The 24,173-nt window shown below is 51.2% G+C and carries 33 protein-coding genes; 3 read left to right on the top strand and 30 right to left on the bottom strand.

Annotation, left to right across the window (positions count from 1 at the left end):
• Nucleotides 1-26: 26 nt before the first annotated feature.
• From NSS79_RS10460 to NSS79_RS10445, 4 genes are all read right to left on the bottom strand, one after another.
• Nucleotides 27-890: a hypothetical protein gene (locus tag NSS79_RS10460; protein ID WP_342439291.1), complete on the bottom strand. Its 864-nt coding sequence runs from the start codon at nt 888-890 to the stop codon at nt 27-29.
• Between the two features lie 76 nt (nt 891-966).
• The gene (locus tag NSS79_RS10455; RefSeq protein ID WP_342439290.1) at nt 967-1,488 is read right to left on the bottom strand and encodes a hypothetical protein; all 522 of its coding nucleotides are present in this window, start codon (nt 1,486-1,488) and stop codon (nt 967-969) included.
• Nucleotides 1,485-1,628, bottom strand: a complete 144-nt coding sequence (locus NSS79_RS10450) for a hypothetical protein (protein ID WP_342439289.1) — start codon at nt 1,626-1,628, stop codon at nt 1,485-1,487. Before NSS79_RS10450 ends, NSS79_RS10455 begins: the two co-directional genes overlap by 4 nt.
• Nucleotides 1,629-1,832: 204 nt before the next feature.
• A complete protein-coding gene (locus NSS79_RS10445) occupies nt 1,833-2,444 on the bottom strand; it encodes a hypothetical protein (RefSeq protein ID WP_342439288.1) in 612 nt (203 codons plus the stop codon).
• A gap of 131 nt (nt 2,445-2,575) precedes the next feature.
• Between NSS79_RS10445 and NSS79_RS10440 the strand changes: the two genes are divergently transcribed.
• The gene (locus NSS79_RS10440; RefSeq protein WP_342439287.1) at nt 2,576-2,821 is read left to right on the top strand and encodes a helix-turn-helix transcriptional regulator; all 246 of its coding nucleotides are present in this window, start codon (nt 2,576-2,578) and stop codon (nt 2,819-2,821) included.
• Nucleotides 2,822-2,862: 41 nt separating this feature from the next.
• Here NSS79_RS10440 and NSS79_RS10435 read toward each other — a convergent pair whose 3' ends face one another.
• Nucleotides 2,863-3,819 (bottom strand): toprim domain-containing protein, encoded by a 957-nt coding sequence (locus tag NSS79_RS10435; protein WP_342439286.1) that lies wholly within the window; start codon nt 3,817-3,819, stop codon nt 2,863-2,865.
• Nucleotides 3,820-3,950: 131 nt separating this feature from the next.
• Here NSS79_RS10435 and NSS79_RS10430 point away from each other — a divergent pair, with 131 nt between their 5' ends.
• Nucleotides 3,951-4,166 (top strand): helix-turn-helix transcriptional regulator, encoded by a 216-nt coding sequence (locus tag NSS79_RS10430; RefSeq protein WP_342439285.1) that lies wholly within the window; start codon nt 3,951-3,953, stop codon nt 4,164-4,166.
• Between the two features lie 3 nt (nt 4,167-4,169).
• On the opposite strand, the gene NSS79_RS10425 is transcribed toward NSS79_RS10430, so the two are convergent.
• The 19 genes from NSS79_RS10425 to nrdR form a co-directional block, all read right to left on the bottom strand.
• Nucleotides 4,170-4,712 (bottom strand): hypothetical protein, encoded by a 543-nt coding sequence (locus tag NSS79_RS10425; RefSeq protein WP_342439284.1) that lies wholly within the window; start codon nt 4,710-4,712, stop codon nt 4,170-4,172.
• Nucleotides 4,713-4,794: 82 nt separating this feature from the next.
• Entirely contained in the window at nt 4,795-6,156 is a 1,362-nt protein-coding gene (locus NSS79_RS10420; protein ID WP_342439283.1) for a DNA helicase, read from the bottom strand.
• Between the two features lie 225 nt (nt 6,157-6,381).
• On the bottom strand, nt 6,382-7,173 hold the full coding sequence (locus NSS79_RS10415; protein WP_342439282.1) for a DNA replication protein: 792 nt from the start codon (nt 7,171-7,173) through the stop codon (nt 6,382-6,384).
• A gap of 203 nt (nt 7,174-7,376) precedes the next feature.
• Nucleotides 7,377-7,805 carry a hypothetical protein gene (locus tag NSS79_RS10410; RefSeq protein WP_342439281.1) on the bottom strand — a complete coding sequence of 143 codons (429 nt, stop codon included), beginning with the start codon at nt 7,803-7,805 and terminating at the stop codon, nt 7,377-7,379.
• Nucleotides 7,777-8,220: a hypothetical protein gene (locus NSS79_RS10405; RefSeq protein WP_342439280.1), complete on the bottom strand. Its 444-nt coding sequence runs from the start codon at nt 8,218-8,220 to the stop codon at nt 7,777-7,779. The genes NSS79_RS10410 and NSS79_RS10405 overlap by 29 nt, the downstream gene beginning before the upstream one ends.
• 249 nt (nt 8,221-8,469) lie before the next feature.
• Nucleotides 8,470-8,649 carry a hypothetical protein gene (locus tag NSS79_RS10400; RefSeq protein ID WP_342439279.1) on the bottom strand — a complete coding sequence of 60 codons (180 nt, stop codon included), beginning with the start codon at nt 8,647-8,649 and terminating at the stop codon, nt 8,470-8,472.
• A gap of 122 nt (nt 8,650-8,771) precedes the next feature.
• On the bottom strand, nt 8,772-9,002 hold the full coding sequence (locus tag NSS79_RS10395; RefSeq protein WP_342439278.1) for a hypothetical protein: 231 nt from the start codon (nt 9,000-9,002) through the stop codon (nt 8,772-8,774).
• 182 nt (nt 9,003-9,184) lie between these two features.
• Entirely contained in the window at nt 9,185-9,490 is a 306-nt protein-coding gene (locus tag NSS79_RS10390; protein WP_342439277.1) for a hypothetical protein, read from the bottom strand.
• Nucleotides 9,487-9,642: a hypothetical protein gene (locus NSS79_RS10385; RefSeq protein WP_342439276.1), complete on the bottom strand. Its 156-nt coding sequence runs from the start codon at nt 9,640-9,642 to the stop codon at nt 9,487-9,489. Before NSS79_RS10385 ends, NSS79_RS10390 begins: the two co-directional genes overlap by 4 nt.
• 401 nt (nt 9,643-10,043) lie before the next feature.
• On the bottom strand, nt 10,044-10,400 hold the full coding sequence (locus tag NSS79_RS10380; RefSeq protein ID WP_342439275.1) for a hypothetical protein: 357 nt from the start codon (nt 10,398-10,400) through the stop codon (nt 10,044-10,046).
• Nucleotides 10,397-10,681, bottom strand: a complete 285-nt coding sequence (locus NSS79_RS10375; RefSeq protein WP_342439274.1) for a hypothetical protein — start codon at nt 10,679-10,681, stop codon at nt 10,397-10,399. The genes NSS79_RS10380 and NSS79_RS10375 overlap by 4 nt, the downstream gene beginning before the upstream one ends.
• Nucleotides 10,682-10,768: 87 nt before the next feature.
• A complete protein-coding gene (locus NSS79_RS10370; RefSeq protein ID WP_342439273.1) occupies nt 10,769-11,179 on the bottom strand; it encodes a hypothetical protein in 411 nt (136 codons plus the stop codon).
• A complete protein-coding gene (locus NSS79_RS10365; protein ID WP_342439272.1) occupies nt 11,179-11,559 on the bottom strand; it encodes a hypothetical protein in 381 nt (126 codons plus the stop codon). Before NSS79_RS10365 ends, NSS79_RS10370 begins: the two co-directional genes overlap by 1 nt.
• Nucleotides 11,543-12,004 (bottom strand): hypothetical protein, encoded by a 462-nt coding sequence (locus tag NSS79_RS10360; RefSeq protein ID WP_342439271.1) that lies wholly within the window; start codon nt 12,002-12,004, stop codon nt 11,543-11,545. Before NSS79_RS10360 ends, NSS79_RS10365 begins: the two co-directional genes overlap by 17 nt.
• A 673-nt stretch (nt 12,005-12,677) precedes the next feature.
• Nucleotides 12,678-13,217, bottom strand: coding sequence for a hypothetical protein (locus tag NSS79_RS10355; RefSeq protein ID WP_342439270.1), 540 nt, complete (start codon nt 13,215-13,217; stop codon nt 12,678-12,680).
• A gap of 22 nt (nt 13,218-13,239) precedes the next feature.
• Complete coding sequence (locus NSS79_RS10350) at nt 13,240-14,067, bottom strand: DUF3102 domain-containing protein (RefSeq protein WP_342439269.1); 828 nt, start codon at nt 14,065-14,067, stop codon at nt 13,240-13,242.
• Nucleotides 14,068-14,182: 115 nt separating this feature from the next.
• On the bottom strand, nt 14,183-14,578 hold the full coding sequence (locus NSS79_RS10345; protein ID WP_342439268.1) for a hypothetical protein: 396 nt from the start codon (nt 14,576-14,578) through the stop codon (nt 14,183-14,185).
• A gap of 560 nt (nt 14,579-15,138) precedes the next feature.
• Nucleotides 15,139-16,182, bottom strand: a complete 1,044-nt coding sequence (locus tag NSS79_RS10340) for a tyrosine-type recombinase/integrase (RefSeq protein ID WP_342439267.1) — start codon at nt 16,180-16,182, stop codon at nt 15,139-15,141.
• Nucleotides 16,183-16,546: 364 nt separating this feature from the next.
• Nucleotides 16,547-17,023: a transcriptional regulator NrdR gene (nrdR, locus tag NSS79_RS10335; RefSeq protein WP_342440339.1), complete on the bottom strand. Its 477-nt coding sequence runs from the start codon at nt 17,021-17,023 to the stop codon at nt 16,547-16,549.
• A gap of 166 nt (nt 17,024-17,189) precedes the next feature.
• On the opposite strand from nrdR, the gene NSS79_RS10330 reads away from it, so the two are divergent.
• Nucleotides 17,190-17,408 carry an alpha/beta-type small acid-soluble spore protein gene (locus tag NSS79_RS10330; protein ID WP_038588982.1) on the top strand — a complete coding sequence of 73 codons (219 nt, stop codon included), beginning with the start codon at nt 17,190-17,192 and terminating at the stop codon, nt 17,406-17,408.
• 87 nt (nt 17,409-17,495) lie between these two features.
• On the opposite strand, the gene NSS79_RS10325 is transcribed toward NSS79_RS10330, so the two are convergent.
• The 6 genes from NSS79_RS10325 to phoU all read right to left on the bottom strand — a co-directional run bounded on the left by NSS79_RS10325 (nt 17,496) and on the right by phoU (nt 24,103).
• Nucleotides 17,496-18,059: a lytic transglycosylase domain-containing protein gene (locus tag NSS79_RS10325; RefSeq protein WP_340899886.1), complete on the bottom strand. Its 564-nt coding sequence runs from the start codon at nt 18,057-18,059 to the stop codon at nt 17,496-17,498.
• Nucleotides 18,059-18,652 (bottom strand): dephospho-CoA kinase, encoded by a 594-nt coding sequence (gene coaE, locus NSS79_RS10320; RefSeq protein WP_342439266.1) that lies wholly within the window; start codon nt 18,650-18,652, stop codon nt 18,059-18,061. Before coaE ends, NSS79_RS10325 begins: the two co-directional genes overlap by 1 nt.
• Nucleotides 18,653-18,661: 9 nt before the next feature.
• The gene (locus tag NSS79_RS10315; RefSeq protein WP_342439265.1) at nt 18,662-19,417 is read right to left on the bottom strand and encodes a manganese efflux pump; all 756 of its coding nucleotides are present in this window, start codon (nt 19,415-19,417) and stop codon (nt 18,662-18,664) included.
• A 171-nt stretch (nt 19,418-19,588) separates the two neighbouring features.
• The gene (mutM, locus tag NSS79_RS10310) at nt 19,589-20,443 is read right to left on the bottom strand and encodes a DNA-formamidopyrimidine glycosylase (protein ID WP_342439264.1); all 855 of its coding nucleotides are present in this window, start codon (nt 20,441-20,443) and stop codon (nt 19,589-19,591) included.
• Between the two features lie 51 nt (nt 20,444-20,494).
• The gene (polA, locus tag NSS79_RS10305) at nt 20,495-23,158 is read right to left on the bottom strand and encodes a DNA polymerase I (RefSeq protein WP_342439263.1); all 2,664 of its coding nucleotides are present in this window, start codon (nt 23,156-23,158) and stop codon (nt 20,495-20,497) included.
• A gap of 285 nt (nt 23,159-23,443) precedes the next feature.
• Nucleotides 23,444-24,103 (bottom strand): phosphate signaling complex protein PhoU, encoded by a 660-nt coding sequence (gene phoU / locus NSS79_RS10300; RefSeq protein ID WP_076110645.1) that lies wholly within the window; start codon nt 24,101-24,103, stop codon nt 23,444-23,446.
• Between the last annotated feature and the right edge of the window lie 70 nt (nt 24,104-24,173).

Genomic DNA, 24,173 nt, shown 5'->3' with positions numbered 1-24,173 from the left:
CTTACCTCCCCGTTGTTATGCGTAGTTTAGAAGGGCAACTCGGCCTCATCGATTTCCAGCGAGGCGGCAGCGTCTGCAGGCGGCGGAGTCTGTGCGTTAGGCTGCGCTGATGTTCCCGCGCTAGCTCCGATAGACAATCCGAGGCGGCCGATATCAAATCCCGCGATAACGAGGTTCTTCGTTTGCTCGGCGGTGTCAGCAACGTATAAGCACGTTTCGAACGACGCCATATCGAACGGAGCCTCTCCGAGTTTATCGAAGTTAGTGCACTCCTCTGCGGTCAGATCGCGGTCCATTTTAACGATGGCCGACAGCGCGACAACCGCATTTGTACCGGAACCTTTCTTCGTCAACTTAAACGCGATTGCGTCGAGGTCATCGAGATTGTCTTCAATCGTAGCCTTAAGCGTCTGCTCCTGTTTCGGACTCAAATCGACCACGATATCCTTACCGGTTGTCAGGTCGAAGAATGCGCGCAGGTAACGCTTTTTACCTTTGTAGAGATACGCCTCATCCGTGAACACTTTGACCGCAGCTTCATCCGCGCCGGCTTCTTTCGCTGCGTTAGCGTCCGCGTAGAGCAGGTCAGCCGCTTGATCCCACAATGACGGATTTTTCGTTACGTAGCCTTTAGCGTTGCGCTCGGCGGCTTTCTCCGGCAGAAACGTGTTCACTTTTCCGAACATCCCGTAGCCGTAGTATTCCGCCACGTCATTAATCGATTTGACTCCGACTTTAAACGTTGATCCGGATTTAAACGATACAATCGGACTCTCCTTCGCGTCTCCTTCGTTGTTACCTGCCGCCGCTGCTTCCGCGCCTACCTTCGTAAACATGCTCATTCGATCACGTTCCTCTTCGTATAATGTACGGATTAAGGTTCCGCCCAACCTCGGACACTTCCTACGTCCGCAACGCGGCATTAACGGATACCGTCGCGTTAACACCGCACGGCCGACGTAGGAATTATGACGTCATTGATACGTATCCTTCCGCGAAACTTGTTAGCTCCCGCTTAGCGCGCTTGACTGCCGCAAGCACCTCGCATAATTCCGTTTCGACTATGGCGAGCTCAGCAGTCAATACTGCGGTCCGCGCTTCGGAACGTGTACGCAATAACGCGATGTTAAGATCGATGCGGCGCGCTTCTAACTCCGCTTTCTTAGCTGCACAGCCTCGTTCCGCCTCAAGTGCGCGGACCTGGCGCTTACGAAGTTCCTTTTCCGCGAGCTCGGCGATACAGTCGGCGGCTGTCTGCGTGCGAGATGCGTATCGAACGGATTTAACAATGTCCTCAAATAGCGCGACGAAGAACATGATTTTACCGTTGACGAACATGCGCGCTTCGCTTCCGTCGTCGTCTACCGTGTTACAAACGTATCGAGCAGACGCGAGTTTATCGCTAAACCACTCGGATACTGTTTCGGCGGTCGCGCCAAAACGTTCAGTGGCGCGTTTGGCTGCGTGAGCACTAGCGGTCCAAGTCATGCGATCACTCGTCCTTTCAATACGTCGCGGACGTCAATGTAATCCGCTGCGTCTTCGTATTCTTCGTAGCTTCCGTTATAAATGCGGTCGATACTGCGCGGTGTTTTATGTGATGATTCCGTGTCATTTTTACGTTGCATGGCGCGTTCCTCCGTTGTTTAAAGATGGGCGTAGCTAAATAAGCGTTGACAACCGCAAATTTTTTGCGTAATATTGAAAACGTGGAGTTTCAAAAAGGAAATATTAGGCTATTCTATACATAAGTAATAAAGACTAATTGTTTGACCCTTGTGATATAATTAATAGTGGAACGGACTTTCTGCCCGATAGCCCGTTCCGTTAAGTTAACTAGCTAAGTAATCGTTAAGGTCTCCGAAACGATTGGCGTCGTATCGGCGAGATAGCTTGCGAAGCTTACGGTTAACGTACTCGTAGTGGAGTCCGAGCGCTTTTGCGAGTGCTCTTATGGACGGAAACTCCGAGAAAATGGATACGATTCGTGTCGTATCTTCATCGACCTGTGCAGGGTCCGAGAGGAAGTCGATCAGTTGGCGCTGGTCGGCTTCTTTTTTTCGTTGTTTATTAATGATTTCAGTCTCAATCGGGTACTTGTCATCACCGTCAGCGACTTCGGAATTTGGCGATCCCGCGTCGATGGTTAGCTCGTACCTGGTTCTGCGCCGCCGCTCCGTTTTGAAGAAATCAAGCTGCGCGTTACGGATAGACCTTAACATCTCGGCTCCGAAGTTATCCGGTGATTTGGCGATCACCTTCATGATAACTTTGTCCAGCAACTCATCCGCATCATTGTCGTCACCGACTCTGTTACACGTAATCCGTACACGGTTCATACGCTGGAACAGCTTGGTAGCTTCACGGTACATCTCAGAGAAAGTAAAATCATTCGGGCTGGCGAGATGCGCCTTCGCTTTAATATTCAATTGTTCAAAGTCCATTCATTTAACAACCCCTTATGGTTAATCATGCCTTACATAAATAAAGACGACGTCCTAGTGTCTGTGACACACATTCATAAGAAATTTATGATAAAATATTTTGTGTGAACTATTAGAGTAGGAGGCCCCTCATGTACGTTGTCGGTGAATGCCGACTTCGGGTGCTTCTCAAGGAACGGAAGCTATCGCAGGCGGAACTCGGACGACGGACAGGTATTCATCGGTCGCAGATTGGACACTGGATCAACGATCGTAAACGTGTCGGCGTCATGGGTCTAGATAAAGCCCGTATGATAGCGGAAGTTCTTGGACTCGACTCTCCGTACGATCTGTACGAATGGGACGAAGTTGCGCCCGATAAGGCAGCGAGCGAGTAACATCGTTCGCACCGCATAGATGTCGTCAAATTTAACGACATTCAACGTACTATTAAACGCGGCCTCACCGTTGACACCTGCGTTGCTTTCGTGCACGCCTCGCGCGTAGCTTTGATGCCTGCCGCGTTAAAATCCTTGTGGCCGCTTATCTCTACGTTGTACAGCCGCAGGTAACCGCGCAGCTTCCTCTCGATCTGCCAGCGTAGTTTTTCGCCGGCCTCATCGTTATCGCCCGCGATTAACAGTTCCTCGATCGGACTCCGCCGCAACAATTCCGCCTTCTCCTCCGTAAATTCCGATCCGCCGACTGCCAAGCCGAACGTTCCAGCCGTCGCCGCAGTCATAGCGCAAATTTCGGCCTCTGTGATCACCGCGCGTTTAATCTTACGCGCATATGCGATTTCGATCCCGTATATCATCGACTTAACCGGCGCGCCTCCTGCAGCGTACCAAAACGCTTTTCCCCAGGTCGCCCGCCACTTTGCGTTAAGGACGTTACCCGACGGCCCAGCCCACGGCATCACGACCGCATTCTTCTGCGTATCGAATCCGCAACGGTAAAGCCGCTGGATGACCGGCGCAATGCCGCGCCCTGTTAAGTACGGGACCTCGCGTGTTATGTACGTCGTGATGTCGATGGGCTTGCGCTGGGCTGCCGTATCTGGAGCGCGTAAGTTAATCCGCAGGCTAGGCGGCGCATCCTCGTCCTCTGCGCTATATAACATTGTAAACGCTTCATACTCCGTTATGTTGCGCAGAAACGCAAACAATTTTACGGGGCTGCCTCGCGCCCACTCCGGATCAGCAGCGCCTGAATCTACCCAGCATCCGAAAGCTGACGAGTTGGCGTCCGTGATAACGGAAAATGACGGCGTCTTGTCGACGCGCTCGCCAAACGGTGAGGATGCGTTAAGCCGGCCGCGACTGTTCGGCTGAATATTGCGCCAGGGGTAGCGTTCGAGTGCGGAAAGGAAGAGTTCGTGATTAATTACGTTCATAATTTCACCTCCGTATGCTAAAATAAGTAGCGTTGAAGAAACCTACGAACTGGATACCGTTACCAATCATACACGTCATTAAATGACGCGTCAATACATCCGTTATACATAAGATAGGAGATTACGTAAATATGAACGTTTTAGGGCAACGCATTAAGCAACTACGCGAAGATCGCGGGATTACACAGCGTGAACTCCGCGACTTACTCGGCTATAAGGAAACGCGGTCGGTTCAGCGTATAGAGTCCGGCGAGACAGCGGTCGATCACGAGAAGCTAATAATACTCGCGGACTTCTTCAACGTCTCTGCGGATTACATACTCGGCAGAACCGACACTTTAGATTAATTGTTACTCTTCGTCTACGGCAGTGAACATCCCGCGAGTAGTAACAAGTTCCCTACACCTTCTGATTGAAGCTAAGATGCTTCTCATCTCAAGTACGGTATTCATATCGTCGAAATCAAGCGTGCCTATCTGTGTGGGGCTGACTCCTCTAACATCCTCGGACATTGGCTTAAACCTTTCAACTTCCTGCTCAAGCGCAGTGAGAAGAGTCCACGCACTTTGCACGACTTGTTTCCCTGAGAGTGACTCATAATGTGCCCCCTCTTCCGAGACCCTTCCTGCTTGGCGACTTCCCCCGCGTCTAGCTCCTAAAACAGGAATCAGCATAGCCATTCGACCGCCTAAATTTTGCTTGCTTACCGCGTACGGCATCTTCTCCTCAATATTCCACACGGCATTCCTGATCTTAACTTTGGGGTCGTCGTTGGAAGCGAGTTCATCCTTGTATATCGTAGCTATCTCCTTTATTAGGTCAATTTGACGAAGGCCTTGCGGGTGTTTTCTTATTATCTCGACAGCAGCTTCGCGGATTTGTTCAGGGGTCATTATAATCAACCTTTCTAATATCAATGTTAGTTAATCTAATATTTGACACCCTTAATATAATACTAACTCTTCCTGCTGTCAACTAAAATCCACTCACAAATTGCGCAGCGGCTTCGGCACCACGCGGAGGTTCTCGCAGTACTCCGTAATCAAGTAACGCGACGAGCTCAACGGTAAACCCTTCGCCACCATTGCGCCCCTTCTCTACGCCGAGCTTTCCTATTCCGTTCGCTGCATCAAACGTAAATAAGTTAGTCGCTATTTCAAGTACGGCCTTCGTCGTCTTTACCTTATCGCGTTTTGGGAGACGGAGTTCGCGTTGCTCTCCGCTTTCCTCATCCTGCTTGTCCGTTTGTGCCTGGATCGTATATATCCCGATAACGTCGTGCTCGCCGATGATTCGTTCAAACCTCCGCGCAGCCTGTTCCGCAGCACCGCCGGCGGTCTTATTTGCGTTGCTTCCGTACACATCGGCCAATCCATAAAAAGGGTCAATGACCACTACATCAATATCGCTGTGTTCGTATAGTTCGCGATCTAGCTCGTCGAGTGTTCGCGACAGTGCGCTGTCTCCCTTTGCCTGTAAGATGAGGTTGCCCGGGTAGTATCCGTTAAGCTTATCTAGCATTCCCATTAGATACGTTTCAAGTTCCTCGTCTAACTTTCCGGAGAGTAATCCTTTGTTCGGCAGTCCAACATTAACCCCGAAGTCATCTGCGGACAACTCCTCTTCACGCGCAGTAATAATCGAAATGAGCCGCGCTAGCCATTGATACCATTTTAGCTCGTATGACTTGACGAGCACCTTCGCGCCTTGACGTAATAATTCGTCTATAATCACCTCGGACACGTACGTCTTACCGCGCCCAGACTCCGCCATAATTCCGTATATATCCCCGGAATAAAGACCACCGATCTCTGCGTTAAGCGACTCGAAAGGGGTTCTCCATAACTTGAACGAGTTTCCCGCTTTACGTGAGTTGTACTCTTCGCGGAATAACACCGCCAAATCTTGGATACCATTTCCAACTGAACTAGGAACAAGTGTTCGTGTTTTCATTCTAATCCGTTCGAGTTGTTTCGTCAATGACTCGACAAAACCCTCCGTAGACATCGTGTCGAAATCGTGCTGCATTCGCGGGTCACTCAGTAACGCCGCAGTCTCACGCTTTCCGGCCGCATCCTTAATCTCGCGCGCCAGATACTCGAAACTATCCGTCACGCTGGGAATATATGCGCACACATCGTCGGGAAACTCCGCGACAAACGTTGATAAGGACGGCGCTGCTCCGGCGTTTTCGGCTGCGTACTTAACGATAAAGTCATGCGCCTGCTGTTCGCCTTTTGTCGCGAAGTCTGTCCTGCTAACGCCGAGTCGCGTTAAAGCCTGAATGTCACCGGTATCGACGATTTTTGACAATAGCTGCTGTCCATGTGCTGCCATACTTTACACCTCCTATTTTACCGCCGCATTACACAACGTCCAAATCCCGTATAAGGCGGAATTCCGTTCGCACTTTCGACACGTTTGGGATTATTTATAAATTATTGGACGTCATTAGGAAATATTTAACGCTATTAACGTTATTCTCAACGGATTATCACGCGCAATTTGTCGAAAATAGCCGTGACGTTTCGTTAACTCCCGTTTACTTATCGTAGCTACTATTTACGCTGTTTTGCGCAGACCGCGCTTACTCTCGCCGACGAACGCGATCTCTACGCACTGCTCCCGTATGCGGTCGGCCAGGCGGGCGTCGAACACTTGCGCCAGGTCCGCGAGCAGCACGTTCGATGTGTATACGGTCGGCAATCCGTTACTGACGCGGTGATTAACGATACTATGCAAATCCGCGCGAAACGCTTCGGACGCTGACCGGACGCCGATATCGTCAAGTACCGCAAATGGGGCGGCTTTGGCGCGCTGCTCCATTGCGTAGTATTCAGCGGCGTGTCTCTCGGCGGTTTCTTGCGGTATGCCTGGCCGCGTGAATCCGAGGAACAGCGTCTGGAACGCGTTTACGTCACAGAAGTAAGCCGGACGTTCCAACGGTTGCCCGTTCCGTTGGATGCTTCCGATATAATGACGTATGACCCATTCGTGGATTAGTGCGGCGGCCGTCGTAGTCTTACCGGTGCCGGGCGACTCGCTATACAGATAAAGCGATTTAATCCGTTCCTCTGACGTATCACCGAATTGCCGCGTAAAAGTGTCAGCATACGGAGTTACCACGCTGTACGCCCGATACTCCCTCGTTTTATCCCGCGCCATTGCTTCGCGTGCCGGCGAATTGGCGAGCGTAACGCCTTTGTAATCCGCTGGTACATTCGCAGCGCCTACGCGTCCGCCTTCGCCGTTGAATCCGTGGCAGGCGATGAATGATGGGCAGCGGGCGTTACACTTATCGGTGTCGGCGAGCGAACACTGCGCGGATAATATGCAGTTTTTAGCGTGTGACATTGCGTTCCTCCTTTTCTCCATCTCCTTGCTCAATTACTCTATCAAACCGACCGTAGAAGCGTATAGATTATGCAACGTCAATTTCCGAGAAATATGCCCATCTAGGAACGAATTTATAGGCTTGAGTGTTGAGAAAGACAAAATACCTCCGCGTAGCTTTAGATTTATCAATATCTCTACGGTTTTCGAAATTGACGGTTCCCTCAGAGAAACTCCGCCAACTCCTCCGCCGTCATCCCGCCATTCACGACCGCACTCTCCGCCCGCTCCTTCCGTTTCCTTTCCGCCAGCACCTGCGGCATAAGGCGGGGCAGCAAGTACGTTATCAAAAATCCCGCGGTCAACTGCGGATAATCCCGTGTTACGCGATGTTCCGCGAAGGCGCGTTCTATCGTTTCGCGTAGAGACTCCGCACCGTACAACGTGAGCGCACGTTTTATTACTCCTTGTTCGAAGCGATAGCCACCCGCAGCCGGGATGTACGGATCGACTCCGTAGCGCTCGCGGTTGAGGTCCGTAATCATCACCTGTACGGTTAACGTATTCCAGTCCGCGAGAGGAAGCGCTCGCCAGTCTTTGCGCTGGTCGGCGGTGATGCGCGGTTTATTCTCCGTTTTCTTGCGTGGAGCCATCGCGTAACACCTCCGTCAGCAACTTACGCAGCATCTCGACAATGATTCCGCCTGAGTACGTCATGGCAACCGCAATTCCGGCGCGTAGGCGTTCGAGTTCTTCTATTGCGTCGAGGTACTGCTGCACTTGTGTTGCGGTTTCGCTACACCACATCTCCGCGATTTCCTCCGCTTTAATCGCGCGCTCCAAAGCGATCGGCCATCCGGTGCGCGCTTCGGCGATAAACTCCGCCACTATTGGAGCGCTTGCCCACGCTAACGAGTCAAGTTCACACGAGCCCGGCGGGTCTTCGCTCATTACGTCCGTATCGTGCATTACGAACCAATGGTGCGGGGAGTGTTCGGCAACCTCGCTGCATAACGCAAGGTCAGCGTGTAAATCACGTTGTGTTTCCGTAGTTTCACTCGTGGTCATCCGTTGACACCTCCGATTATATGGTAAATGCGTACAAGCGGTAAAACGTCATATTCGGCGATTTTTCAGCAATGGCACTGAAAGACGAGAAACCCATTTCATCTCACTCCTCCCAGAAAGTACCTATTTATATAACATCTGCGTTACATATGTGACACATATACTTTACAGATGTAAGCGAAATCTAAAATGTTCAAAAAGCCTAAGAAACCCGGATATAGGTGGTTTCTTCCGTATACTCCATTTCTCTTACGATTTCGATTCCGCCAGCTCCGGACGACACTCCGCGCACCAATCGTAGCCGGGAACAACCGGATTGAATCCGCACCTTGCGCAATCCTCTGCGTCAAGCCACGCCGCGACTTCCGGATTCTGGCGCGCCTCTACGATAAGCTGTGCGTAATCAGCGCCAAGTTTACGTATTGTCATTTCGGACCTCCGTTTCCTCGCATATAATAATATAAAGCTCGCGCGCTAAATCACACATTTCGCGTAAATTACTTGCGCGCTGTCCCGTTGTAATGTTCGATAATATCGGTAACCGTCTTCACTTACGCTGCCTCCTCATTTAATCCGAATCTACGCATGTATCGCTGGTAAGCCGCCTGCGCACGTCGGTCCTGCGATATTGGCGCACCCACCCGAATACACTCCGCGATAAACTCGCTATCCGTATCGTCAAACGGAAGCCCGAGCGTATTGAGCCGCCAGTGTACGAGCTCATGCAGGAGGTTTCCCTCCGCTGCAGCCGCGCCTATCTCAGCGTTAACCGTCGTCGACATGCGGATTTCCTGCCGCGATAAATCGAGAGCCCACGCAAAGCACGCGCCTCTTCGCGTCCAGTTTCGCGCAGTTAAGCGCAGCGTCCCCGTATAATCAACGCCCCAATGACGCCGGGCCAATTCGTTCGCGAGCGCTAGGAGTCGCGCTTGTTCTGCGCGGAGTTCAACGGTAGTTAAGCGTGTCATACGTCAACCCTCCCGTCCCATTTACGCAAGGCTACTGCGCCAGGTCTGCGGTCAGCTCCGTGATCGTGTGCGATAAATACGCAGTCTCGCGCTAACTTTACGAAGTTCGGATTCGCGTGGTTGTATACGCCGTTTCCGCTGATAAAGCGCCATTCATCTACGTGACGAAATCCGGGGAATCTCCGCCGCTTAACGTAGACATCAACGGTCAGCACATAGCGTGATCCGTAGACGTTCGTTTCGTCAAAGCGCACTCGATAGCGCGTGCCATCGTTTGTCGTTACGTTTACCTTCGTTTTCATTCCGCACCTCCCTCCGTTTCAATCCGTCCGTCCCAAGCGTTGAAGCGGTCGACTGCGTCCTGTTTACGCGCTGCTGCTTCCGTTTCCTTCTGCACCCATATAGCCGCTACCTCAATGTTCCTGTAGTAATCCGCGACTGCCTCACGCGCCACCGCTACGTACTCGACGTCGTTCGGGTCGTAGTCCTGGCGGTGCGAGTACAGAGTTAACGTATGGATTCTACGGAATCCCCATCGTTTACGAGGAACGTATAGGACAGCGCTCAGACACGGGCCGATTAGTGATTCGCGCCACTCCTCTATCTTAACGCGATACTCCGTTCCGTCCGGCGCAGTTACGGGAAATTTACGCAGCTCCATTAACGTTCACCTCCGTTAATTTAACGTTGAAATACTTGCGGAAATGTGCGAAGTCCTCTTCGCGGTAGGTGCGCTTTGTTCCGCAGATAGGGCACGCGATGACGAAGAAAACGTAACGGGCGCAGCCTATCGTCTTTACGAACGTATCATCCAGCCGCCACTCATGCGCGCAGAGGTGCGGAGACGGTTTGCGCTTAAACGGCCACATCAGCGGACACCTCCGTTAGTTCAGCGATTAGGGCCGCGAGGCATATCGCTTCTGGAGCGCTGTTACTTCCCGCGCTATGCTCGCCGACTTCCGCTACGTAGTTTCCCGTCGAGTTTACTTCGCCTGCGATTCGCATAACGCTGACCCAATGCGTCGGATTCATACGCTCCATTACCGTCCACGCTGCGGAAATTTCCGTCGAATAGCGTGGTAGGGATATGCTGAACTTGCGCCGGTCACGCGCCTCCTCTTCGCTAATCGGAAGGACGGCCGCTTCGACCCACGCGTCTCTTTCCCGCGCGCTAAGCCCCGCCCACTTTGCGATAATCTCATCGCGTTTCATAGCCCCGCCTCCAATCGCGCCGTATCCATCGCCGTCTTTGCGGAACCCCTACCATAAATCGGCCGCTCGGCCAGGCGTCGCAACTCGTCAAGCCCCGCGCGCATTCTCGCTTTCTCCGCTTGCTCCTCCTCAACCTCGCCGAGCAGTATATCGGCAACTCCGGCCAGCGCCTCGAATACGTCATAGCTAACGTACCCCGGGTCGTACTTACACATCGCAGCCTTTACGCGCATTTCCGTCAGCGCTTGGCGCACTTCTTTAACGTTAAAATCCGCCATCATCTACACCTCCCACGTAATATCCGCAGCGTGTGCGTTCTCGAATATCTGCGCACCGTCTCCTTTACGTTGATTTAGCGTTCCTACCCGTTACCCTTCCGCTAACACTCCGGCCGCCACATCGCCGCTAATTGCACGCCTTTTCCCCGCGATTTCAACGGTAACGTCCGGCCACGAATGTGCTGACGTGTGCAACGCGCTTGTTATGCGAAATGTTTCTGCACGTAACCGCGCTGTAAATTCGCTGAGTGACGTCGTATCCGCGCTAACCGACGCCTTGAAACGTACGTAATCGAGTGCCGCGCGCAGACCGTCGCTGTTAACGGGAAAGTAAGCCACGTCGTCCCATACTTCGCGCTTAACGGGAGCTGGCGCTCCCTGAACCGCCTTGTATCCGGGAGCCTGCGTCGGGTCTACGATGCGGCGGCGCTTGACTACGAAGTTCTGAGCGTTGGCGTCCGATTGGATTGCGTAGTCTGGCGTGAGCTGAGCGTTTAACATTAGGCGTTCACCCCTTCGATAGTGATACCGAATTCGTCTAACACGAATCTGGCTCCGTTAATGAATCCGAGTTGCAATTCGTCCTCGTCCGCAAATTCTAACGCCTCTAAATAGCGGTGCTTTACGTAAGTTGCGGATTGTGCGCGCTTCTCTTCCTCCGTCAGCTCACGTTCGTATCCGTCGAGCAGAGCGCGCATCAACGTGTCGAACGGGATTTTACGTAGGTTAAGCGCGATAGGACCAACGTACGACTCCGTAACGTAAGCATGCGCAATCCCTTCGTTATCGAACGCCGGGTCACTAGCGCTATCCCTCCGCAGCGTTTCAATCGCATCCGCCACCTCGCGCGGAATTGTTACCGGTTTAATTTCCGTTGTCATCAGCGTTCACTCCTTCGATTTTTATGCCGAGCGTGTTAAGCGCTAGTTCGATGCCTCGTGCGATCCCACAATGAAGGTCGTACGTATCCGCATCGTAGTATTCGGGATGCCGGCTGCTTTCATATATCCGTTTGATTACGTCGTGCGCTTCTTCCTCGTGTGGCGGTCCGTCGGCGGCTTCGTAAGTCTGCGCAAATATCTCCGGCTTACATACGTAGCGATTACCGGATGCGCTCGTTATAATCCAATCGTCCGCGCTGATCTCCTCGAATCCGCCGTACTGCCTTAGCGCGGGTACTTTCCGGAATCCCGGCGGTATCAGCGTGGCCTTATCGTGGTAGCCGACGAATCGCCCTCCGTCAATTGCGTAACATGCGTAGCCGTCTTCGAGGCCCGGCGTGTATTGGACAGCGTCGACAAGTACGGGCTTCTTGCGGAATTTCATAATAGCGTCATCTCCTTCGTTGTGTTAAATAGTGCAAATTTAAACGCGGACGAAACAGTAAATATATCGGCGCGTAAAATTGTTGTTGACAATGTGCGGACGTTGTGTTATTTTATAAATCTTTAAGTACTTAAGATCTAAAGATATAAGACCTTAAGATCTAGTTTATTAATCACTATCGTTCTTAATAAACTCCGTAACGGGTAAAGGTCGACCATTATACGGGATATCAAAGGGATTACGCGCGATAAGCCTTGTATTACACATATCTAACTGCGCGGATTTTAAAATATAAGAGAAAAACCGTACCCGATGCGGCCGCCTCCGCCCCGTTTCCGTAATCCTACCTATACCCTCCGCCCGGCTTCCGTCGTTTTATCGTGGAATCACCGTTGAATTAGCCGTTTTGATAGTGTGAGGGTAGATTTATCCCTCCCGGATATCACAGGCGCTAATTTCACGGTGATTTTACGGGAGAGCGAAAGGGAGCGTGTGAGCGGCGTAATTTGAACGGATGAGGCTGCGTGAGATAAATACGCGTCGCTGCGTTTGTGTTAAATAGTGCAAAAATGCGATGTGATAACTTTACGTAAGTGTAAGAAAGTACAAACGGTTATGCTGCGATTTCCTCTGTTGGACATTTGCCCGTTATGCCCAACTCAGAACTTAATAATCATTTCGTGTTGAACTTGTATCTTTTAGCGAACGCGAACACACTTTCTCGGTCAGCGAGCATCAGTATAGTGTCAATCTTTCTATACGGATATTTACCTTCTTCACACAGCTTGATTCCTTCGATTCGTTCCTTATGCTGTGCGGAAAATTGTACACACATTTCTCTCTCTAGGTCAGTGTAAAATGTGCGGAGCCTAGACGGGTGTTTCGATATCATTTTATCAAACAGCATCGCCACTATCTCGTCACCGGCTTTTTGTGGTAGTAGACCACTAACCCCGCCCGCAACAGGCTCATCAGGTATCGTCAGTGGTAAATGTATCGTAGATTTCACCTCCTGTAGCTGCAGCACGAGTGAAGACGTACTCTCGTGCATTTCCTGTATGTTTGACAATAGTCCCGCCAATAGTTCCCGAACCGGTCTAAACTCATCCCTGACAACAGTAGACAGTGCAGTTTCAATTATCTGCTGTATCCCCGACATTGCCCCATCAGCCAATCCGACCTGTCCTTTGAACAAACTAACTACGCTACTCATTAGTATCACTCCCTGTATTAGTTTAGATGTTGATAATATCTCGATTTATGTGTGAGTCTGTGTATCCGACGCTTAAAGTAGTAACAAAGTTAGCCAACGCCCCCACTGTGTTCCTGTAATCTTCCAGTACGGAACCGTGCATCCGCGAGATATCAGCTCCGTACTGTTGCAAGAACGCATAACGCTTAAGGAGTGTCCTAGCATCATAGTCAAATGTCTGTAAGGATGTCGATATATCCGCGACGTTGCCGATTCTCGCCTGTTTGTATATTTCTATATCCCCGAACTTTTCTTCATACTGCCGAAGTCTATCTTCTGCCGCTGCATCTCTTACATATTCCGTCTCAATCCTCGGCGGCTGCTCGCGTACAGATTCGAGAGTATCGCGTACGAGTTCGTAATCCTCCTGCGCCTTCTCACGCTCAGCCTCCGCTTGTTCTCGCGCCGCTTGCTCGCGCTTCAATTCCGCCCTAACTTCGCGCAGTTCTCTTACGGTCATCTCTTCGACCGTTTTTGTTGCGCCAGTTGACGGGATCGTGTGCGAGCGTTCGCGTTCTTCGGGGTGCAGTAACGAAATTTCGTACAGACGAGTTACTCCGATATGACAATTCGGATTGTCAAATGCGCCTAGCTCGTCGAATACCACAATGAACTTATCCGCCTGCTGACGTGTCATCCCAATATCCTCTATGCACCACCGCGACCACTCTCCGTGAACCAGGTCATTCTCCTTAACGTGTTTTAACCTCCGCCCAATCTCGAATATCGCTTCGCCGGCAACTCGTTTGTATGCGTGGATTTCGGCGGTCAGCGTGGGGAGATCGGAGGATAGCGTTATTTCTGCACTCATTTGTGTGCCACCCTTCTACCACTTCTCCTTACATCAATAAAGACGACACACTAACTCCCCTGACACACTTTTACAAAAAAAAAATACGCCAACCTCCGAAGAGACTGGCGTATTTTCACTGCTTCTGTGACTTTAAGTACTCCTGTATAGCTATTCTTCTTTCGTCATATTTGCTGTCTTCTGTTAGTTTTAGCACTTCATTTATTACCGGTTCCTCATACACCCCACCTTCAACAGCTGTACTTGCTGAATAGAAATAGCCCACGTAATCAATTGTACCATTGTCATCGAACAGGCGATCTAAGTTGTACTGTACAAGGGATTGAAAAGCATACGTCAGTACCTCGTCAATTTCGGAATCTGTTGGTACTGGATAACCTACGTCCTCGAAGAACGATAAATCTTTTTCCAGAACCGCTGGAGTAAATCCAAACATAGGACTTACGTGCTGGCCTGAATGCTTTGCATAGTTATCAAGGACATATTTTACGGTAGGCTCTAGTTCTGTCACCGCTTTAGTGCTCCCAGCTATGTTGGTCTCTAATATGTCTACCACGCGCTGGAGTACGTTCGCCCCTAAAAGACTCCCGGACGCTTTCTCACTGCCTTTGGTAAGCGAACTACTCATGTATGTGTAACTCTGTACCTTCGCCGTAAGAATCGAGGACTTTACTACTGATGCTAGATACGCGGCCTCAGTGCCTGGGAAATCGCTTATTGTCAAATCAAGATAAGTCAATGTACGGTCTAGGTTTCCGGCACTTAGTTGCTCACTTGCTAGACGCAGAGGCTCCGGTATCTGAGACGGACTCGAGCTAACCGAAGCGGATACCGTAGCACTAGCACGGGCGCTATCTTTAATACCTTCACTCACGTTTGCGCTTCTTGTTGATTCAGTACTTGTGCACGCGGTAAGTGTAACCAAACTTAATAAGACTATTAATTTCATTCTACTCTTTACCACTAAAATGAACACCCCTTACTAAATATACCACAACCGGGCGTTTACAGATATAAATAAGCGCCAGATTTAACGGCTTGATTCCGCTAAGACTGGCGCTTATTTGTGTGCTAACGTTTTGTTTTACGAGGCCGCTCCGCCTTACTAATGACGGCATTGATTGGCGAAAACTCGTCGTGGTTCTTTTTAACGTTCTTGTCCGATAGATGCGTATAGTGCGCCGTCATCCGCCCGTCCGCGTGACCGAGGATCACCTGCAGATGATGTTGCGCACCTCCTTCCTCAAGGAACAGCGTCGCCCCTGAATGGCGCAGTAAGTGCGGATAGACTCGCTTTTCTATGCCCGCTCTGTCTGCGTATTTCTTGAGCTGGTGGCGGAAATGATTCGGAACCAACCGCTCGCCGTAGTTATTGAGGAAAATGTACTCACTGTCGAATTCCGTAGTCTCGCGTATTAACTCCTGCAACAACTTAGCTGTCCGCTTCGTAATCGGAACAACACGAGCCTTGCGTGACTTTGTTATCTCCCTGCGCAAAGAAGCGTAACAGGCAGTTAGATCAACATCAGTCTTTTTCAACGATAACGCCTCGTCCACGCGAAACATCCCGTCAACTAAAAGGTTGAGTACCACGTAATCCCTAAACTCGTTGTATTTGCGCTGATTCGGCGCGTGTATGAGACAGCTCAATTCGTCGGACGTAAGAACGTCAATGTCTCGCCCAATATCTTGAACATTCTTTAGATATACAAACGGGTCCGCATCAATAACTCCTTCTTCCTTTAGAAACTTAAACATCGTCTTCATATTCTTTACGCGCGTATTAATGGACTTGGGCAATAGCCCAACCGTTCTAGATGTTTCCGGAACGTTGCAATTATCGCTAAACTTCGTTTTCTCATCGCGTAGCCATATTATGTACTCGCGTCCAGTCTCTACAGTAACATTGCGGATATCGCGGATGATCCCGCGCATGTCTAAGAACTCGCAAAAGTACCCGTAGTTCTGTTCGTACGTCTTAAGCGTATTCTCCGCGCGCCCTTCCGACTTCTTCGCCTGGTAATAGTAATCGTACAAGTAGTCGAGTGAATAGCGCAACCTATCCGATGACCTGTCGCTTTTAACCGTTCTTCCTTTACGTTTATCTTCGCTCAAACTAAAAAACACCTCCCGTATTATTACGGAAAGATGCCGATTGTATAACGCATATCATCGTTTTGTCGTAGCGCATATCTGCGTGCTGTCACCGTCAGTCAACGTACCAGTCATCGTACAAACTACGTTGTTAAACTGCGGATTTTAATAAGCGCGCTGCCAGCGATGCGCTCTCCCAGCTGAGCTATGGCCCCATGTGGCTGATTTAGAACTACAATTATGTATTCTAAAATCCGGACTGAGCTGTTAGCTCCCATCGCTTCGTCATGTTTAAGTTCCGTAGGCGACTTCTATATAATATAAAAAATCGCCTTCGGTGTCAACACTTTTTCAAAAAAAGTTTTTCGGGGTGCGCAAAATGCTTCTACACCCCCTCAAACTCCTCGGTGTTTTTAGAGAGCAGTCCCTTCAGTTCCTTCATAAACATGTTGATATCCTTGAACTGGCGGTACACGGAGGCAAAGCGGACGTAAGCGACCTCATCGACAGGGTAAAGCTGCTCCATGACCAGCTCGCCGATCTGGCGGCTCTCCACTTCGGCTAAGGCGATGCCACGCAATGACTTCTCCACCTCGGAGACTATGGACTCCAGGCGCTCTACGGAGACGGGACGTTTCTCGCAGGCACGGATAAGGCCGCGCAGGATTTTGTCGCGGCTGAATTCTTCGCGGCTGCCGTCTTTTTTAATCACGATCAGCGGAGTTTCTTCAATCATCTCAAAGGTGGTAAACCGCTTGCTGCAGCGCTCACATTCCCGCCTGCGCCGGATGGACTTATTCTCGTTGGCCGGACGCGAGTCAAGCACTTTCGTATTCGTGTGATCGCAGTAAGGGCATTTCATAAGCCTTAAGTCACTTCCTTTTGCATTAATGGTCGCTTTCCGGTCCGGCAATACGCCGGCTGCCGGTAAGCTGATTTCATTTCCAGAAAACACCGTTTCTTTGTTGTTATGAATATGCCATGTCCGGCACATAATACAGTTACCAACCGATAGGAGGTGAACAGCAATGAGCCAAAACAACAGCTCCAATAACCTGGTAGCTCCAAATTCACGCGGTGCCTTGGAACAACTGAAATATGAAGTTGCCCAAGAACTAGGTATCACGCTCTCCCCAGATGGATACCAAGGCAATAAAACTTCTTACGAAAACGGTTCGATCGGTGGTTACATCACTAAACGTCTTGTAACCCTGGCTGAGCAATCACTGGCAGGTCAATACAAATAACCTGTCCCCATAAGCTTGCCTAAGAAGTATTAAACGGCCTTCAAGGCTGTTTAATGCTTCTTTTTCGTACAAATACAGTCTTCTCCCTTAGAACTCGCTGTAAATCTCCGTGTACTGGTCGTAATAATAAATGACTCGCTGCACATAATGCCGGGTCTCGCCAAACGGGATATCCTTCACGGAAGCCGCTGTACCGTCCCAATTGCCCTTTTCCAGCCAGCTCTTCACTTTCCCGGGGCCTGCGTTATAGGCCGCGATCACAGCGGTACGGTTGCCATCAAACTGGCGGGAAAGCGATGACAAATACCAGGTTCCAAGCTCAATGTTGGCCGATGGCTCCCTCTTCAATTGTTGCAGCGAGACATCCGGAAGCTTGGCCTTTTCAAGCGCCCACTTCGCCGTATCCGGCATCAGCTGCATGAGTCCCAATGCGCCTTTTTTGGACTCCCGGCCGGTCTTATAGTTCGTTTCCACCCGGATGATGGCTGCCACAAGGAAAGGGTCCATATCGTAGGTAATGCTGTGTTCACGAATTTCTGCTTTATAATAAATCGGATAAAACCAGGACATCCAGTTGGTACTCAAGAACAGGATTGCAGTGAATCCAACGAATAACAGGAGCAGCACTCTTTTTTTACGCAGCCATTTCATCATAGGCCCAGCCTGTCCCACAATACGGCAACCTGCTGCTCAGTTTGGGCAAGAGTACCGCTGTTGTCGATGATGTAGTCCGCTCTGCTGCGCTTCAGTTCAATATCCAGCTGGGCATCCAGTCTTCCTTGGGCCTGCTCCAGAGACAGCCCGTTGCGCTCCATCAGCCGGTCCAACTGGACCTCCCGGGGAACATAGACGACCACAATTTGCCCGAAAAGGTTGTCCAGCTCCGATTCATACAGCAGAGGGATATCTACAATAGTCAACCGCTGCGGGTCTTCTTGTTCCATTGTGTTCATACGGTTTTTGATTTCCTGGCGAATCGCCGGATGCGTCAACTGATTCAGCGCCTGCCGGGCTTCCAGATCATGAAAAACGATCTCCCCCAGCCTGGTGCGGTTCAGTGTTCCATCCGGCAGCAGGATTCCTTCTCCAAAATGCAGCACAGCTGCAGCCAGCACCGGATGTCCCGGGAGCATGACTTCTCTGGCGATGGCATCAGCGTCCACGAGCCTTGCTCCCTTTTCCACAAACAGTGCGGACACGGTGCTTTTTCCGGAAGCAATGCCTCCGGTTAAGCCCATAATCATGTACTCACCTCATAATAGCTTCATTATTCCCATTGCAATTAACATTAACGCAGGCAGTACGGCAGCATGCTTCATCCAGTAACGTCCAGACAGCTTAAGACCTGTTCTCATGCCCAGCAGCAGAAAGGTTCCGCTGAACAGGGCGATCATAAGCGAGGTGGATACCGGACTGAATCCCAGCAGTGCAGCCCCAAGACCCGCTCCGAAGGCATCCAGCGACAGTGCTATTCCGAGCAGCATCGCTTCCATGGAGGAAATGCTCCCGGAGGCGTCCATATCGGCCGAAGACGGCGTACGGAGAATCTGGATGACCACCCCGAGATGGCGGAGCTCCAGTGAAAAGACTGCCAACTTCTGCGCATCTTTTTCGATCTCACGCACACAATCCGCAGTCGTATCTGCAAGGTCAGCAGTTGCAGCCTTCCCCATGGAAGCCACACCCGGCAGCAGTACCGCTCCTGTCTCCCGCCCTCCCGGACTGTGCTCCTTCTCCTTCTGGATCAACATCTGGACGAGGGACCAGCAGCCCATCAGGACCAGAATAATTGCGCCAATGCTTGAAGCGGCCTGCGGTGAAATTACCTTCGCCAGCAGCACACCGACCTGCATAGAGACACAAATGACTACCCCCGAGCAAAGCGAGATAATCATAATGGAGAGCAACGGTATTTTCATTTTGCGGAGTCCATATGTAATGCCTACACCAAAACCGTCCAAGCTCAGGGCAAAAGCCAGCAGCAGCAATGAAAACAAGGGGCTGAGCACCCGCAATCCCTCCCGTGAAGAACCGGCAGCCCGTGCGGAACGTTCCGCGGGCTCCGTTCGCTTTATTGAGCATTCTTCACACAGTATATGGGCGGGACAAACTGTCGGTGCCTTACTTTTGCAGCAGCATGAACAGCAGCGGTGTATAATGCCTGTAAATCATCTCTTGCTCTAGTGCAATACCCTACTAACTGCCGCAGCCAAAGGCTGGCAGCTTGGGCAAATATGAGTGCCCCGGCCGCCTACAACACTCTTCTCGATAAGAGTGCCGCAGGTCGCGCAGGGCTGGTCCTTACGTCCGTAAATGAGCAATTGCTGCTGGTAGCTGCCGCTTTCTCCCTGGCCGTTGACATACGACTTCACAGAGGAGCCTCCGGCATTCACCGCCTCAGTCAGCGTTGCCACAATCGCATGATGCAGCTTGTTCAACTGCTCTTCCGTAAGCGCCTTCGCGCTCACCTCAGGGTGAATTCCAGCGCGGTGCAGCGCCTCATCTACATAAATATTACCGATGCCGACCACATATTCCTGATTCAGCAGCAGCGGCTTGATTTTGGTGTTTTTGCCGGAAACAATTTCCTTGAACCTCTCCACTGTAAAGGAAGGATCAAGCGGTTCCTGCCCCAGCTTGCTCAGCGGCTTAAGAAGAAGATCCTCACCCGGCTGGAACAAATGCATGGTACCAAACTGACGCACATCCGTATACCGCAGCTCGGTGCCGTCGGTGAAATGGAAGATGACATGCGTATGCTTGTCCAGCGGCTCATCTCCCTGGAAAAGACCGTACCGGCCCTCCATCCGCAGATGGGAGACCATTACCAAACCGTCGAATACAAAACGCAGAAATTTGCCTCTGCGCTCCACATGAACCACGCTATGGCCTGCCAGCATATGGGCAAAAGCCTGAGTATCGTCCGGACGCTGGATAATCCGCGGCAGCCGGACGGTGACATTCTCTATCTGCTTGCCTTTAATTAATTCATTTAGTGTTCTCTTGACTGTTTCTACTTCCGGCAATTCCGGCATAATAGCTCACCTCTCCTCCATTATACCGGAATTGCCGGGCCTGCGGGGAGTCTATTTCGCCTCATACCAGTTACTTCCAAAACTTACCTCTGCTTTCAGCGGCACAGAGAGCTTGAGCGCGCCAGCCATAACCTTGGGCAGCAGTTCCTTCATCAGCTCAAGCTCATCTTCCGGCACCTCGAAGACAAGCTCATCGTGCACCTGCAGCAGCATGCGGCTCTTCAGCCCGCGCTCATAAAGCGCCTTGTCCATATGGACCATAGCCAGCTTGATAATGTCTGCAGCCGTCCCTTGAATTGGGGTATTCATCGCCGTACGTTCGGCAAATGAGCGCAGATTAAAGTTCTTCGCATTGATCTCCGGCAGATAGCGGCGGCGTTCCAGCAGCGTGGTTACATAACCCTGCTTGCGGGCATCAAGCACGATATCGTCCATGTAGCGGCGTACACCCTCATATACTTCAAAGTACTGCTCAATAAAATGTGATGCTTCCTTGCGGGAAATCCCCAGGTTCTGCGACAGTCCGTAATCACTGATGCCGTACACAATGCCGAAGTTAACCGCCTTGGCGGACCGGCGCATGTTGCTGTCTACCTGGTCGGCCGTGACTCCGAACACATCCATCGCTGTCTTGGTATGAATATCCATATCATGCAAAAAAGCTTCCTTCATCCGCTCATCACCGGAAATATGTGCCAGCACGCGGAGTTCGATCTGCGAGTAATCTGCCGCCAGAATGGACCAGCCCGGTTCGGACGGTACAAAGACCTTGCGGATCTTGCGGCCTTCCTCCAGCCGGATCGGAATGTTCTGCAGATTCGGAAATTGGCTGCTAAGCCTTCCTGTTGCGGCAATGGTCTGCCGGTAGAAGGTATGAACCTTACCGGTCACTTCGGAGACTTCCTTGAGCAGCCCCTCTACATAGGTGGACTGGAGCTTGGCGATCGAGCGGTATTGCAGGATCAGACGCACCACATCATGATATGGGGCCAGTTTCTCCAGCACCTCGGCATCGGTAGAATATCCCGTTTTGGTCTTCTTGACAACAGGCAGACCCAGCTTCACAAACAGGATTTCCCCGAGCTGCTTAGGCGAATTGAGGTTGAACTCGGTTCCGCATATCTCGTAGATTTCAGCAACCAGCTTGGAAATCTGGGCTTCGAATTCTTTCCCCAGCTCTTTAAGATCTTCTTTATTGACGGCAATTCCCTGTTTTTCCATATCGGCAAGAATGCGCGACAGCGGCATTTCGAGATCTTCGAACAGTCCGGTCATTGCCGTCTCGGTCAGCTCCTGCTGCTGCTTCTCGACGATACCAAGCACGGTAGCGCTTTTGCGCGCCACATGATTGCCGAGGATTTCAAGCTCCGGTATTTTATATTTGGCGCCTTTGCCGAACACCTCTTCATCCGGAGATAAGCGGGGCAGGCCATATTTGGCGGTAAGATCATTCAAGTTCTGATTCGCTTCCGTCGGATCCAGCAGATACGCAGCAAGCTGCACATCATTGGCTGCTCCGGCAAAAGGAATCCCCTGCCAATGCAGCGCCAGATCGGCGCGGTGCAGATCATAACCGCTCTTCGGTGCCTTGCTGTCTCCCAGCCAGGCCCGCAGCTGAGCTGCTGCATGGCTCTGCAGCAGTGCAAACGGCACGAAGTAATGCCGCTCCGGCGAAGACAAGCCAAGGCCAATCACTTCTGCACGGTGCGGGTTCTCACCGTTTGATTCCACATGCAGCGCGGAAATGCCCGGGAGAGCGGAGATCAAGTCCTCCAGTTCACTTTCACCGACGATGGTAATATCCAGGACGGCAGCTTCAACCGCTTCTACAGCTCCATCACTGCTGGGCGAATAAGCGCTCAGCGACAGGCGCTCAAGCAGGGATTTGAATTCCAGCTTGGCGAGTGCCGGGCCGGCGGTATCCCCCTTAATTCCGGTGAATTCCATATCCACCCAGGCATGCTCCAGCGGAACCTCGCGGTAAATCGTCGCCAGCTTCTTGCTCATTACGGCACTGTCCGCATGTTCCTCCAGCTTCTCTTTCATCTTGCCCTTCAGCTCGCCGGTTCCGGCCAGCACGCCTTCGACCGAACCGAACTGGTGCAGCAGCTTAAGTGCGGTCTTCTCGCCTACGCCAGGCACTCCGGGAATGTTATCACTGGCATCGCCCATCAGCCCCTTAAGGTCGATGATCTGCTCTGGCGTCAGATCGTATTTCTCGCGGATTTGCTGCGGTCCGTACAGCTCGACTTCTGTAACGCCCTTACGGACCAGTGCCACCGTCGTATACTCCGAGGCCAGCTGCAGCATGTCCTTGTCCCCGGACACGATCATTACCTGGCGTCCGGCTTCATCAGCCTCACGAGAGATGCTGCCGATAATATCGTCAGCTTCGTAACCGGAAATCTCAAACTGCGGCACCCCCATATCACGCAGCAGGTCCTTCAGCATCGGAAACTGCTCAGAGAGCTCCGGCGGTGTCTTTTGACGGCCGCCCTTATAATCTTCATACCCTTCATGCCGGAATGTAATCTTCCCGGCATCGAATGCAACGATCAGATGACTCGGCTTATGCTCTTCTATTAAACGCAGCAGCATCGTCGTAAATCCGTATACCGCATTTGTCTGCTGCCCCGCCGTATTCGTCAGCGGCGGCATGGCGAAAAATGCGCGATAAATGATGTTATTTCCATCGATTAGTATCAACTTGTCCACTATAGCACCTCGCCTTTATCTTGCTTACTCCCTACATAGTAACATATGCCCCGCTCAAAAAAGAACCAAGACATCCGAAAAGAAGGCTAATTCGAGAAAGCGCCCGAATTTATGTATTTAATGTAGGATTTCCATTATTACCCTTGTTAAAACCGCTTAACTTCCAAATAAAAATGAAAAAAGCAGCAAGCCTCCAGTACAGGAGTTTGCTGCTTAATAGGTACACGCGAAATTAATCCGGGCTGCTGCACAAGGTCAGCCAGCACCGGCTCAATCGTGCCTTCGTTATTGATTCAGATCCGGGCGTTTGCCTGTTACGAGATAAACCACACTTTCGCCGATGTTGGTCGCGTGATCGGCAATCCGCTCGATATAGCGGCCAACCAGCGTCAACAGCATCGCCTGATTCAGCGATTCCGGCTTTTCGACCATATAAGTGTACAGTTCATTAATCGTTGCACTGTACAAATGATCGACCTGATCGTCATCCTGGGCCATCTTGTACGCCAGATCGGTGTTCTCATCCAGATAGGATTGAATCGCCTCGTCGATCATGACGGCCACAATTTCAGCCATCCGCGGAATATCCACCAGCGGTTTGATCAATTGCTGGCCCTGAATGCGCAGCGTAACCTTCGCAACATCCAGTGCCAAATCGCCCATACGCTCCAGATCGCTGGATATTTTGAACGCAACAATAATTCGGCGCAGGTCCTTGGCTACGGGCTGCTGGGTGATAATCAGCCGCGAACCGATTTCCATTATTCTGTCTTCCATGGCATTCAGCCGTAAATCGGCTTTGACGATTTCTTGTGCACGTACGGTGTCAAGAGTCTGCAAAGCTACGATTGCACCTTCCAGAGCATCCGTTACATGCTCGCCCATCTGCTGCAGCAGACTGCGTAGTTCTTCCAGATCTTTATCGAATTCTTTTCTGCGAATCATAATAAAAGCGATCCTCCTCAAAAACGTATGGTCAGCTTGTCATTTCCAGGAACGGGTCCCTGCGGGGGGG

It is taken from the genome of Paenibacillus sp. FSL L8-0436 (assembly GCF_038593025.1).
Taxonomy (GTDB): Bacteria; Bacillota; Bacilli; order Paenibacillales; family Paenibacillaceae; genus Paenibacillus_AQ.
The sequence above is the reverse complement of the archived record's forward strand: the minus strand, read 5'-3'. Positions and strand labels throughout refer to the sequence as shown.

Coding starts and splice junctions, on each gene's coding strand:
- NSS79_RS10455 (WP_342439290.1), bottom strand. CDS start 1,488: ATGACTTGGACCGCTAGTGCTCACGCAGCCAAACGCGCCACTGAACGT.
- NSS79_RS10450 (WP_342439289.1), bottom strand. CDS start 1,628: ATGCAACGTAAAAATGACACGGAATCATCACATAAAACACCGCGCAGT.
- NSS79_RS10445 (WP_342439288.1), bottom strand. CDS start 2,444: ATGGACTTTGAACAATTGAATATTAAAGCGAAGGCGCATCTCGCCAGC.
- NSS79_RS10440 (WP_342439287.1), top strand. CDS start 2,576: ATGTACGTTGTCGGTGAATGCCGACTTCGGGTGCTTCTCAAGGAACGG.
- NSS79_RS10435 (WP_342439286.1), bottom strand. CDS start 3,819: ATGAACGTAATTAATCACGAACTCTTCCTTTCCGCACTCGAACGCTAC.
- NSS79_RS10430 (WP_342439285.1), top strand. CDS start 3,951: ATGAACGTTTTAGGGCAACGCATTAAGCAACTACGCGAAGATCGCGGG.
- NSS79_RS10425 (WP_342439284.1), bottom strand. CDS start 4,712: ATGACCCCTGAACAAATCCGCGAAGCTGCTGTCGAGATAATAAGAAAA.
- NSS79_RS10420 (WP_342439283.1), bottom strand. CDS start 6,156: ATGGCAGCACATGGACAGCAGCTATTGTCAAAAATCGTCGATACCGGT.
- NSS79_RS10415 (WP_342439282.1), bottom strand. CDS start 7,173: ATGTCACACGCTAAAAACTGCATATTATCCGCGCAGTGTTCGCTCGCC.
- NSS79_RS10410 (WP_342439281.1), bottom strand. CDS start 7,805: ATGGCTCCACGCAAGAAAACGGAGAATAAACCGCGCATCACCGCCGAC.
- NSS79_RS10405 (WP_342439280.1), bottom strand. CDS start 8,220: ATGACCACGAGTGAAACTACGGAAACACAACGTGATTTACACGCTGAC.
- NSS79_RS10400 (WP_342439279.1), bottom strand. CDS start 8,649: ATGACAATACGTAAACTTGGCGCTGATTACGCACAGCTTATCGTAGAG.
- NSS79_RS10395 (WP_342439278.1), bottom strand. CDS start 9,002: ATGTCGACGACGGTTAACGCTGAGATAGGCGCGGCTGCAGCGGAGGGA.
- NSS79_RS10390 (WP_342439277.1), bottom strand. CDS start 9,490: ATGAAAACGAAGGTAAACGTAACGACAAACGATGGCACGCGCTATCGA.
- NSS79_RS10380 (WP_342439275.1), bottom strand. CDS start 10,400: ATGAAACGCGATGAGATTATCGCAAAGTGGGCGGGGCTTAGCGCGCGG.
- NSS79_RS10375 (WP_342439274.1), bottom strand. CDS start 10,681: ATGATGGCGGATTTTAACGTTAAAGAAGTGCGCCAAGCGCTGACGGAA.
- NSS79_RS10370 (WP_342439273.1), bottom strand. CDS start 11,179: ATGTTAAACGCTCAGCTCACGCCAGACTACGCAATCCAATCGGACGCC.
- NSS79_RS10365 (WP_342439272.1), bottom strand. CDS start 11,559: ATGACAACGGAAATTAAACCGGTAACAATTCCGCGCGAGGTGGCGGAT.
- NSS79_RS10360 (WP_342439271.1), bottom strand. CDS start 12,004: ATGAAATTCCGCAAGAAGCCCGTACTTGTCGACGCTGTCCAATACACG.
- NSS79_RS10355 (WP_342439270.1), bottom strand. CDS start 13,217: ATGAGTAGCGTAGTTAGTTTGTTCAAAGGACAGGTCGGATTGGCTGAT.
- NSS79_RS10350 (WP_342439269.1), bottom strand. CDS start 14,067: ATGAGTGCAGAAATAACGCTATCCTCCGATCTCCCCACGCTGACCGCC.
- nrdR (WP_342440339.1), bottom strand. CDS start 17,023: ATGAAATGCCCTTACTGCGATCACACGAATACGAAAGTGCTTGACTCG.
- NSS79_RS10330 (WP_038588982.1), top strand. CDS start 17,190: ATGAGCCAAAACAACAGCTCCAATAACCTGGTAGCTCCAAATTCACGC.
- NSS79_RS10325 (WP_340899886.1), bottom strand. CDS start 18,059: ATGAAATGGCTGCGTAAAAAAAGAGTGCTGCTCCTGTTATTCGTTGGA.
- coaE (WP_342439266.1), bottom strand. CDS start 18,652: ATGATTATGGGCTTAACCGGAGGCATTGCTTCCGGAAAAAGCACCGTG.
- mutM (WP_342439264.1), bottom strand. CDS start 20,443: ATGCCGGAATTGCCGGAAGTAGAAACAGTCAAGAGAACACTAAATGAA.
- phoU (WP_076110645.1), bottom strand. CDS start 24,103: ATGATTCGCAGAAAAGAATTCGATAAAGATCTGGAAGAACTACGCAGT.